At 42.1% G+C, this 11,793-nt stretch carries 7 protein-coding genes; 2 read left to right on the plus strand and 5 right to left on the minus strand.

Annotated elements, in window-relative coordinates:
• Positions 1–139: 139 nt before the first annotated feature.
• Positions 140–1,723, plus strand: coding sequence for a S41 family peptidase (locus tag A4V03_RS18175; RefSeq protein ID WP_065539837.1), 1,584 nt, complete (start codon positions 140–142; stop codon positions 1,721–1,723).
• Positions 1,724–2,413: 690 nt separating this feature from the next.
• The gene (locus tag A4V03_RS18180; protein WP_009038861.1) at positions 2,414–3,052 is read left to right on the plus strand and encodes an HU family DNA-binding protein; all 639 of its coding nucleotides are present in this window, start codon (positions 2,414–2,416) and stop codon (positions 3,050–3,052) included.
• Between the two features lie 171 nt (positions 3,053–3,223).
• Here A4V03_RS18180 and A4V03_RS18185 read toward each other — a convergent pair whose 3' ends face one another.
• The 5 genes from A4V03_RS18185 to A4V03_RS18205 form a co-directional block, all read right to left on the minus strand.
• Positions 3,224–4,810, minus strand: a complete 1,587-nt coding sequence (locus A4V03_RS18185; RefSeq protein WP_009038860.1) for a glycoside hydrolase — start codon at positions 4,808–4,810, stop codon at positions 3,224–3,226.
• 89 nt (positions 4,811–4,899) lie between these two features.
• The gene (locus tag A4V03_RS18190) at positions 4,900–5,907 is read right to left on the minus strand and encodes a family 43 glycosylhydrolase (protein ID WP_008646688.1); all 1,008 of its coding nucleotides are present in this window, start codon (positions 5,905–5,907) and stop codon (positions 4,900–4,902) included.
• Between the two features lie 68 nt (positions 5,908–5,975).
• Positions 5,976–6,650 carry a DUF3823 domain-containing protein gene (locus A4V03_RS18195; RefSeq protein ID WP_008642297.1) on the minus strand — a complete coding sequence of 225 codons (675 nt, stop codon included), beginning with the start codon at positions 6,648–6,650 and terminating at the stop codon, positions 5,976–5,978.
• 13 nt (positions 6,651–6,663) lie between these two features.
• On the minus strand, positions 6,664–8,514 hold the full coding sequence (locus tag A4V03_RS18200; protein ID WP_065539838.1) for a RagB/SusD family nutrient uptake outer membrane protein: 1,851 nt from the start codon (positions 8,512–8,514) through the stop codon (positions 6,664–6,666).
• 14 nt (positions 8,515–8,528) lie between these two features.
• A complete protein-coding gene (locus tag A4V03_RS18205; RefSeq protein WP_008775264.1) occupies positions 8,529–11,660 on the minus strand; it encodes a SusC/RagA family TonB-linked outer membrane protein in 3,132 nt (1,043 codons plus the stop codon).
• Between the last annotated feature and the right edge of the window lie 133 nt (positions 11,661–11,793).

Raw genomic sequence — 11,793 nt, forward strand, 5'->3', positions numbered from 1 at the left:
GAGGTGGTAGGTAAAAGTATAAACTTATATATCACTGAATAACAGAATAATATGTATACCTACCACCCCGCCCTACGGGCACCCCTCCTTCCCGAAGGAGGGGAAAGCATGCGGATAAGATTTCCAATAAAGTAAGATTATGAATAAGATTAAAATATATGTCCTTTTGGCTTGCCTGTGGGCAGTATCAACCACACAAGCCCAGAACTTCGGTTCTGAAGCCATGCGGAAGCTACAGATGGCAGAGTTCGCAATCTCTCATTTCTATGTAGACAAAGTAGATGAAAACAAATTGGTGGAAGAAGCCATCATCAAGATGTTGGCACAACTCGACCCGCACTCCACCTACTCGGATGCAGAGGAAGTGAAGAAAATGAACGAGCCTCTTCAAGGTAACTTCGAAGGTATTGGAGTTCAGTTTCAGATGATTGAGGATACTCTGTTGGTAGTGCAACCTGTCAGCAACGGACCTTCCGAGAAAGTCGGCATCCTTGCCGGTGACCGTATCATCGCGGTCAATGACAGCGCCATTGCCGGAGTAAAGATGAGTACGGAAGATATAATGAAACGTCTTCGCGGCCCGAAAGGCTCCAAAGTCAACCTGACGATTGTTCGTCGTGGCGTACAGGATCCTTTATTGTTCACTGTGAAAAGAGATAAAATACCTATCCTTAGCCTCGATGCTTCTTATATGATCCAGCCAAAGACAGGTTATATCCGCATCAACCGTTTTGGAGCAACCACTGCCGAAGAATTCAAGAAAGCAATGACAAGCCTTCAGAAACAAGGCATGAAGGACCTGATTCTCGACCTGCAAGGAAACGGTGGAGGTTACCTGAACGCGGCTATCGATCTTGCCAACGAATTCCTGGGACAAAAGGAACTGATTGTCTACACGGAAGGACGGACTGCCAAACGCAGTGATTTCTACGCCAAAGGAAATGGGGATTTCCGCAATGGACGTCTTATCATCCTGGTAGACGAATATACAGCCTCTGCCAGCGAAATTGTCAGCGGCGCAGTACAGGACTGGGATCGAGGAATTATCGTAGGACGCCGCTCTTTCGGCAAAGGACTGGTACAACGTCCTATCGACCTGCCGGACGGTTCCATGATTCGTTTGACTATTGCACGCTATTACACTCCTGCAGGTCGCTGCATCCAAAAGCCTTACGACAGTTCGACAGATTACAACAAAGATCTGATAGAACGTTTCAATCACGGTGAGCTGATGAATGCTGACAGCATCCACTTCCCGGATTCGCTGAAAGTACAAACCAAGAAACTAGGACGTACCGTTTATGGCGGAGGGGGTATCATGCCGGATTATTTCGTACCTATCGACACTACTCTTTATACGGATTATCACCGTAATCTGGTAGCTAAAGGAGCTGTGATTAAATTCACCATGCAGTTTATCGAAGGGCACCGGAAGGAGTTGAAAAACAAATACAAGAAATTCGAATCGTTTGATGAGAAGTTCGTCGTTGATGATGATATGCTCGCCACTTTAAAAGAAATAGGAGAGAAAGAAGGAGTGAAATTTAATGAAGAACAATATCAGAAGTCGCTCCCTCTCATCAAAACACAGCTTAAAGCACTGATAGCCCGTGACCTTTGGGATATGAACGAATATTTCCGGGTAATGAATACCACCAATGAGAGTATACAAAAGGCGCTGGAGATACTGAATTCGGATGAGTATCAGAAGAAGCTGAAATAAGGTATTCAGTAAACAATCATAAGACACCATTTTTCAGTTTGGTGGACATATATACTCACTATAGTGAAAAAATATCTATCATAAGTATCATTCATTTTGATAGTTTACTCATTATCAAAGAAATAAGTATGATAGATAGCTTTTAAAAAAGGTATCTATCATACTTTTACCAGCAAAAACAGGTTATCTATCATCTACAAAATAGCCGAATAAAGGCCCTATATGCATAAGATAGCTTGTTTTTGTTGAATAGTTTAATTCTCCCCTGCCCTATATCTATCAGATAGAACAAGGCGTATAAATACCTCAAACAAGCAGAGATAGTTTGCTTTTCTCCCTGATATAGTTTATCTTTGTTACCGATATAGTTCATTCTTCATGGCCGTGGCGAATTCCTACCACGGCCGTGAAAAGATACTACCACAGCCATGAAGAGATCTCTCCACGGCCGTGGGAAACTAATGATAAAGGCACCGGAAGACAACTATCCCTATGCCTTAGTCTAAGAATAAAGGCAGGATAACTTATAAAAGCCGCTTGATAGCAAACAAACAACAGCTATATAACACCCTCCCCCTAAGTCCGAAGATGATCGATTAGCTTCGCAACAACAAAAAACAATGCCCTTATAGGCTTGCAACGGTAAATTAAAAAGGCGTAGCAATGTATAAGGCAAAAAACAAATAAATAATGGCAATACAATTTGAATTGTACAAGACTCCCCGTCCCAAGGATGAGGAAGACAAAGAAGTGTATCACGCACGTGTAGTCAACTTCCAACACATTGACACAGACTATTTGGCAAAAGAAATCCAGATAGCAACTTCTCTAACTGAAGGGGATGTAAAGTCAGTTCTCGAATCCCTAAGTCATTTTATGGGAGATCGTCTTCGGGAAGGACAAAGCGTCCATCTGGATGGCATCGGTTATTTCCAGATAAAGCTGAATAGTCAAGAACCTATCACTTCGCCCAAACTAAAAGCGAATCAGATAAAACTCAAAGCCAATATCAGCTTTAAAGCGGATGCCAAACTAAAAAGGTCAGTCAGTGTTGTTCATGTGGAGCGAAGTAAACTGAAACCCCATTCGGCTGTCCTTTCAAATGACGAGATAGACAAATTGCTGACAAACTACTTCAAGAGCAACCCTGTATTAACCCGTCGCGACTTTCAAGGATTGTGCGGCTTTACCCCTACCACTGCCGCACGGCAAATCAAACGGCTGAAAGAGGAGGAGAAGAAGTTGAAGAATATCAATACTTATTATAATCCGATTTATGTGCCGATGCCGGGATATTATGGCAAGGCGGAGATAAAGACAGATGAATAAAAGGAAATCAAAAGAAATAAAAAAGGGAAATTCAGTTGTCGCAAATTTTGCAACAACTGAATTTCCCTCTATTTTCGTCTAACTTGTGCAAAAATTACACAAGTTAATTACTATCTTAATTAGCAATGGGCAGGCGTACAAATATACCACTCAAAAATATGAGACAGTTTTTTATTTGCCCTGAAGCGTTATAATAGAACGCGCCGGAATCTGAACAATCTTTCCACTTTTCACTGTCCCCACCGGAAGCAAATTTTCCCCTTCTTTATCCGAAGTACGATAAATCTGCCATTGCGTATTTCCTACTTTTCCTTTATGAATAGAAAACTCTTTTTCTTCATTGGCATAATTAATAACTACCATCACATACGTTCCGTCTACATTCTTATAAGCAGAACACATCAATCCTTGCTGGTCGGTGTCGCCATCAGGAATCAAAGCGTCTGTTTGATCGAAAGCCGAAACGGATAACCGGATTGCCCCCGGACGGATAAAACGACTATAATTACCTAAAGCCCACATCAGTTTGGAGTCTTCTACTCTGCCATCTAAGAAATTATTGTCCGTAGTACATTCGCGAATCAATCCATCTTTGTAATCACCGCCAATGGCACGCCACCATTGCCAACTTTTTGCTCCCGCATATACAATATCGTGATGAATGATGCGTGCTACATAAAGTGCCGTTTTCATGGTACGGTCGAAACCACCTCCGCCACCGATCTCTTCATCATTGCCCATAATACAAGTTTCCGTCTGCCAGAAGTCAACATTGTATTTATCTAGTGTATCCCGTAGTTGAAGACGGATATTGCGCAGATCGCTTAAAGGTGTATTTGTCCAATAGCTATGCCCGAGCATCAGACGAGGAACATTCGGAGTATCTCCCAAATACGTATCCACACTATCCGGGCAGAAGAAAGCTTGAATCTGATACCCCCGTTGCCAATCCGTTTCGTGAGTGCGGAACATACAACGATAATCGGAAGACTCATTGACCAGAATCTGTGTATCCATGTCCCGGTCTACAAACTCTTTGCTCAACAGACGAACCGTGCGGGCTACTTCCCTATTCGTTGCCGGACAGCCTTCCTGCTTCGGACCGACCCAGTTCCAGTGTCCGTCCGGTTCATTGAAAGGACAGATATAGTTGAACTTGATGCCATCGTGTTGTTCTACTCCCTGCACTACATCTGCCAGAAAACGAGCGTACTTTTCATAACAATCCGGTTTCAGGTTCGCCGTACCTCCACGTCCGGTGTTGGTAGCCAATCCGTTCTGTGTGTAATATATGGGAGGCGAATTCAAGAAAGCCAGAAATTTGTTGACTCCCCGTTCTTTAGCCAGTTTCAGGAAGTTGCGTTGACCTTGTTGTTTGTTCCAGTCGTATGTTCCGTCGGGATTCAGGAAACATTCGGCACGCATCCAGGGAGAAGCAATCTGACTGTTCTCTCCTTGCTCCTTGCTACCTGCTCCGACATTGAAACGCCAGAGTGACAGGCCGATACCTTTCGGTTGTCCGTTGGCGTCATTCTCCGTGCTGAACAACCAGTCGGCTATTTGGTTTTGTTTCTCCTGCGGCCAAAGCCCGATGAATTGCATACTCCAGGCATCGGAAGCACTGAAGTATGCCATCGTCTGACAGAGTTGGTCTGTTTCTATCTGATAACGTATTTCGGGGGCAGGTTGGGAACATCCACCTGCCACACTGGCTATTGAGAAGAAGCCTAAAGCGGCTAAAATCTTTTTACCTTTCATCCTATCCATCTAAAATTTTTAATTATTCAAATCACACAATACAGTTCTAAAAACATACAAACAATCTATTGAAATCCGAAAAGATATAACTAACGGGTGGGTATTACTTGTTTAATGCTCCCATCTTCATTAAATTCCATACGATCTATGCATACTTCACGATGAACACCGGGATCACTCTTCAGATAATTCTTATTAATGCGATGATAAACAATATACCACTTATCAGTACCGGGAACCTGTAATATGGAATTATGAGCAGGGCCATATATTTCCTTCTCCGGGTTTTGAATCAATACGACAGGGCTCTTGGCCACTTTAATCGGCCCCAAAGGTGATGTCGAAGTGCCATAAGCTACATGATAATTAGGAGAGCCGGTATCGTCTACCGACCACATGAAATAGTAAAGCCCGTTACGATAAAACACATAAGCAGCCTCACGATACGCATAATCCTGTAGCGTTCCTCCTTCGGGAGTCATCACTGTGATAGTCTCTTTCTTAATTGAAATCATATCATCATTAAGCTCTGCACCTGCCATATAACCGTTTCCCCAATACAAATATGACTTCCCCGAAGCCGGATCGGTGAATACATCCACATCAATCTGTTGCCCGTGTCCTGTAGGCGAATCCGTTATAATAGGATGTCCCAAGTCAACAAACGGTCCTGCAGGCGAATCACTTGTAGCCACTCCAATCTGCTTTCCTCCTCCTGTCTTAGGATTTCCACTGTAATAAAAGAAATATTTATATTGATCTCCTACTAACTTTTCCTCTATACATGGTGCCCACGCATTACCATCCGCCCAAGGCACTTGGTCTGACTTTAAATCCAGCATGACTCCTTCATCCTTCCAATTCTTCAAGTCGACGGACGAAAAAACAGTAAAATACCAACCACCCCATCCAGGCTGACCGTCTGTAGTAGAATAAATGTAGTATTTCTTTGTCTTATTAGAATACAAGATTTCAGGATCGGCATGAAAACCCGGCAAGACAGGATTCCCTGATTGTGCGAAAGCAGGAAATGTCACCGCTAACAGCAGGCCGAACGCAATTAGAGTTTGTTTAATCGTTACTATCATTATTTTCATTCATTAGATAAAGGGGGAAATATCAGGTTGCGATACTTCCCCCTCAAGTATTATATTCTTGATACTATTTATTTCAATGCTACCTTAATAGACTGACTATAGCAATATTCTGATGATTTGTCCGATTTGACTCCCACACGGGCGTAAAGATACGATTCGTTTACCAAACCACTCGGGATTTCAATTTCAGCTGTGTTTTCCTGATCGAGTGAAACAGCATTACCCAACTTCAACTCTGCTTCTTTCTGCTTCTCATCCGTCAAAATACCTGTACCTAGATAGATACCTACGTTTTCCATATTGGCATTGGCAACCACTTTGTTAATGGTGAAACGTGCTGTAATCTTGTTACCGTTTTTAGCAAAAGACACGTTTCTGACAAAGAAATACGGCGTCACAGGAATATCCTGCACAGTGTTTCCTTTTACGCTAATATAGATCGTATCATTAGAAGGCCTTTCCCAAGGTGCATTACCCATACGCACCAATTTGTAATCACCATTGAAAAGCGACACGGAATAACTTCCATCTTGGGCAATATACACCGGAATAGAACCTTTCAGAGCATAACCATCCTGAAACAAAGCAAATTCGGAACTTCCGCTTCTAACCCCTACTGCCTCACCATCATAAATAGCTTTTCCGGTTAATGTGGCTTTAGGTTCCTCAAAGTTGTCGTAGCTGCAACTGCTTACTGCCAACAAACAACATATCATAATAAAGAAAGGTATAATCTTTTTCATAATCTCTTATTTTTTATTGGAATGGATTCTTAACAATCGTCGGATTGTTATTAATTACATCATCAGCAATGAATGAATAATAGTTGGACTGCTGGAAGGTTCTTGCCACCTTGAAACGTTCGGATCTGGTCTTTACGAAAATGTACTTGTCCTGATCCTGTGTTCCCGGTTTTGCCACTGCAATACGATAAGGATATAAACCATATACGATAGCTTTATCATTATCAATATTTCCGTTCCAGGTAATATCAGCTATTCTCCATCGTTTCATATCAAAATAACGGTGATCTTCGAAAGCCAGTTCCACACGACGTTCGTTCTGAATCTTTTCTATTGTCAAGCTTGTCAAGCTGTTGGCCGGGAAACCGGCACGCTGACGCAAGCGGTTGATGTAGGGTAAAGCTGTCGGCTCGTCATTCAATTCGAAAGCAGCTTCGGCGGCATTCAAATAGATTTCACCCAAACGGAACCAAGGCCACCAGTTTTCAGCGTAGTTACGGAGAGTGTAACCGGAAGCCTCACTGATAAACTTACGGATATAGAATCCGGTGTTGCTCACATTAGGACTGTTGGTTTGAGGTCCGTCCTGGCCGACAAAAGTTTTATTATCTTCATAAAAACTTCCCAATTTCGGGTCTGTCAGCAAGTCATAAGAACCGGTCTTATCGTTCCAAACTGCTACTCCTGCCTGAATATCCACATCTTGATTTCTGAACTTGGAACCCGGATAGATAATCGTACCATACAAACGTTCATCCTTATTGGCAAAAATATCGCTTGGAGTGTCATATACTACATAATCATCACCATTCTTATAATGTAACGTTCCCGGAGTTCCATCCAGATAATCGAAAGCCTCTACCAATCCTAGTGACGGGCCGATGCAAGAAGAGTTGTCGTTATCCTCTCTTAAATGATGAACTACATTATCATAACCGAAGCTATGCACCTTCAGAGGATTCTTATAATCTTTCACCCAAATTGCTTCCTTATTCAGGGTCTTGTCCATAAGCATCTTATAGAAGTTCACCCCTTTATCTGACTCCTTCTCATAAAGTTCATATCCACCTTTTGTGATAATCTCTTGCGAAGCTGTCAATGATTTGCGATAGTAATCATCTGCCATATCGGACGGAATACCCACTTCTCCACCGGAAGTCACAATATTAGGAGTTTTCAGCGCGTTGTACTTAGCGATAGAACCGGCATACAACATAGCGCGACTTTCTAACGCTAACGCTGTGTAATAGTTGGCACGAGTCTGACTGCCTTTATTACCCAATTGCGACTTAATCGCTTCACATTCACTATATACAAAATCATATATTTCGTGTTCCTTTGCACGTGGATTGCGTAAATAAGAAGGATCTCCGCTAAAGTCATACTCCAAAGTCGTTGTAATCAATGGTACACCACCCATACGTCTTACAAGCTCAAAATAAACGTAGGCGCGGATAAAACGGAACTCTGCCTTGAACTGAAGTTTCTCATCTGCCGAAATATCGGTTCCATACTTATCGATATTCTCAATAGACATATTGATGTCACGTATCAGTCCGTAATCCCACCAGCGTCCGTAATCGTTTCCATAACGCAGTTCGTTACGATAATTCTGATCTAATGTACCACAATACATCGCATCGTCTGTTTCACACATACCACCGGTATTGAAATCACCGTGCAACTGTGGAATACGATTATAAAGATTGGCCAACTGCGATTTAATCATGTTCGGATCATTCCATACCAACTCATTAGTAAGAATGTTTTTGGGTTCTCTTTCGAACCAACTGTCACCACAACTCGACAACATGGAAGTGATGGCAGCTCCCATCAGAAGTATTTTTATAGATTTGCTTTTCATGATCACTTTCGTTTTTAGTATGTAATATTAAATCCAAGGAGGAATGTACGTTGTTGCGGATATACCACTGCAGCTGCGGCGGTAATTTCAGGATCGACTCCAAACTTACCCACATTGTCGAACGAACACAAGTTAGAAACATTCGCATAAACACGTACCTTCTGTGCACGGATCGGTCTCAACAGTTGAGCCGGCAGGCTGTAACCCACTTCCAGGTTCTTGATACGCAGATAGCGTACGTTGTGCAACCAAAAGTCACTATTCTTATTGTTATAGCTGAATTCACCTTTACGGATGGCCGGATAACGTCCCGGTATCCATTCACTATCCGGATCATACAAGTCGGCACGATGCCAACGGTCTTCCAACAAATAAACCGGAGAGTTTCCGTTGCCATGATATGCATTGGCCAACTCATAGTTCTGTCTCCATCCTTGCATAGCACCACCGGAAAGGTCGATATTCAAGTCAATGCCCTTCCACTGCAAACCAATATTACCACCAAATGACATGATAGGTGCCCAGCCTTCAGGATAACCGATAGGGCGCTCATCCATACCATTGATGATGCCATCACCATTCACATCTTTATAGATAAAGTCACCGGGAAGCAGGGTGCGGTTATTATTTCCATCCAGGTTTACCGGATAATTACGAATTTCTTCTTCCGACTGGAATTGTCCGATAACCTGATACCCCCAATAAATACCTCCCCAACGGCCTTCTGCAGAATTGCGATATTCATCCCAGGAGTTATTAAAACGCGGTTTGTAAGTCTCAATACTTTTGTAACGTGAGAAAGTAAAGTTACCGCTTACAGTATAGTTCAAATCACCGATATGGTCGGTCCATGTAACCATACCCTCCGCACCGATATAAGCTTGTTTGTTCAAATTTTCGTTAGGTAACGAATAGCCTACTTCGCTCGGAAGCAATACATCATAGCGAGCAGCCGGCACACCGGTAATATCCTTACGGAAAGCATCGGCTGTGATCTTCAAACGATTATTGAACATAGTCAAATCAAAACCGATATTCGATGTCGTATTCTTAGTCCAGGACAAATTTGTAATAGGCAATCCTCTTTGATTCAGTCCGGTAACCAGTTCACCATCCAATACAGCGTTACCATTATTCCAGGTATAACCACTCAAGTAATCGAACAACTTTACATCTTTTTCTGTACCTGTCTGACCGATAGAAGCACGAATCTTCAAATCATCTACAACTGGTCTCAACTTTTCAAAGAATTTCTCTTCCGAGATTCTCCAACCGATAGATACACCCGGGAAGAATCCCCAACGATTATTCGCTGCATAAAGATAAGAACCATCATAACGAGCCAGTAATTCGACCAGATATTTATGAGCAAAATCGTAATTGATACGACCAATCCATCCGGCACGTGCCTCGTAGCTCCATTCATCACCGAAACTGTTAAGTTCATCGAACTGCAATAGCGGCAAATAGTCGGTAGAAGGTTCTGTTCCATAAGTCTTCTTAGTCCAATCGTAATCGGAGGCTTCATAACCCAAAACAGCCGAAATATTGTGATTCTTAATCTGTTTGGCATAATTCAATTGTAACTGCATATAACGCGCAGGAACGCTACGATCAATTTGACTTCTCCAACGTCCTACGGCAGGAGTTCCATTATAAGTATCTTTCTCTTTATCGTAGGTATAAATCTGATAAGCATATTGATAACCGTCAAAACGACTGTTAGTATAATTGTACGAGAAAGTAGCCTTTGCAGTCAAACCAAATGAGAAATCATACTGCGCATAAGCATTGATATTGGCATTACGAGTCAGATTATCTTTATAGCCGGCAATATCACGGCTAAAAGCTGCCGGATTGTAACCATTCTCATGTACATTATTGATATACTCCGGATTATCATTAGCATAAGGACTTTCAATCGGTTGCATTTTGAACATAGACAAAATAGCCGAATAATATCCATCACCGCCAGGCAAACCTACATCTTCGGTCTTTTCGTATTTACCGCTGATCTGTGCACCGATCGTAAAACGGTCTGTAATCTTTGTATCAATATTCAACTGAAGGTTAGTACGTTCATATTTGAAGTCACGCATCATAGCATCCTGTCCGGTATGAGCAACAGAAAGGTAGTAGTTAGTCTTTTCAGAGCCACCCGTCACATTAGCATTGATGTGATACTGCGGCACATTTTTTCTCATCACCATATCATAATAGTCATAACTCTTATATCCCGGTTCCGTACCAGCTTCCCATTTCGCCAGTTCTTCGGGGCTATATAGCTTGCTTGGATCTTCGCCTCTGTTCTGCGCTGCTTCAGCCAGCCCTCTTACATATTGTCCCGCATTTGCCAATTTCGGGAAACGGGTCAGGTTTTGCCAGCCATAATATCCATTTACATTGATACTTACCTTATCATTCTTTTTACCTTTCTTGGTAGTTACCAAAACCACACCATTTGATGCACGCAAACCGTAAATAGCAGCAGAAGCATCCTTCAAGACTGTGATACTTTCAATATCTTCAATGTTTAGAGCATTAAAGACATCACTACCGGAAACATCCGATGCCTGCAACCAGTCACGACTATTCATACCTCCATAAGGAATACCATCAATTACAAACAGCGGACTACCCATATTACGAATTTCGAGATTAATTCCCCTACCCGGACGCGCATCCACAGCACGTGTAGACACACCTGCTATTTTACCGGACAACGCTCCGGCAGTAGTAGTAGAAACAGAACGTGTCAACGCATCAGACTTGACATCACTGATTGCTCCGGTCAAACTTTTCTTGGTTTGTGTACCATAACCTACCACTACAACTTCATCCAAAGTTTCGGTATCTTCTTCAAGAACAATCTGAAGACGTGCCTTTTCGCCAATCTTCACTTCTTTTGTCTTATAACCAATAAACGAGACTGCCAATGTTCCATTCTTATCATCTACATTGATTGTAAAATTACCATCGATGTCTGTAATTGTCCCATTAGAAGTTCCCTTTACAGTTACATTGGCACCAATGATATCCTCTCCCCTTACATCAGCTACATGTCCTGTAACTTGTGTTTGTGCAAATGCAACAGCAGACAGAAACAGCTGTATGACACATATGCATAAGATTCTTAAATACCTCATAAATTAGAATTTAAAGATTAAACATTTTTTGTTGTTTTTTCGAACACAAATATACGTCATTGATATAGACTGAATAAACAAAAATCATGCAGAAGAGCTACACAAATCATGCAATGAACGATTTACATACTCT

This window comes from Bacteroides caecimuris (assembly GCF_001688725.2).
In the GTDB taxonomy this organism is placed as follows: Bacteria; Bacteroidota; Bacteroidia; order Bacteroidales; family Bacteroidaceae; genus Bacteroides; species Bacteroides caecimuris.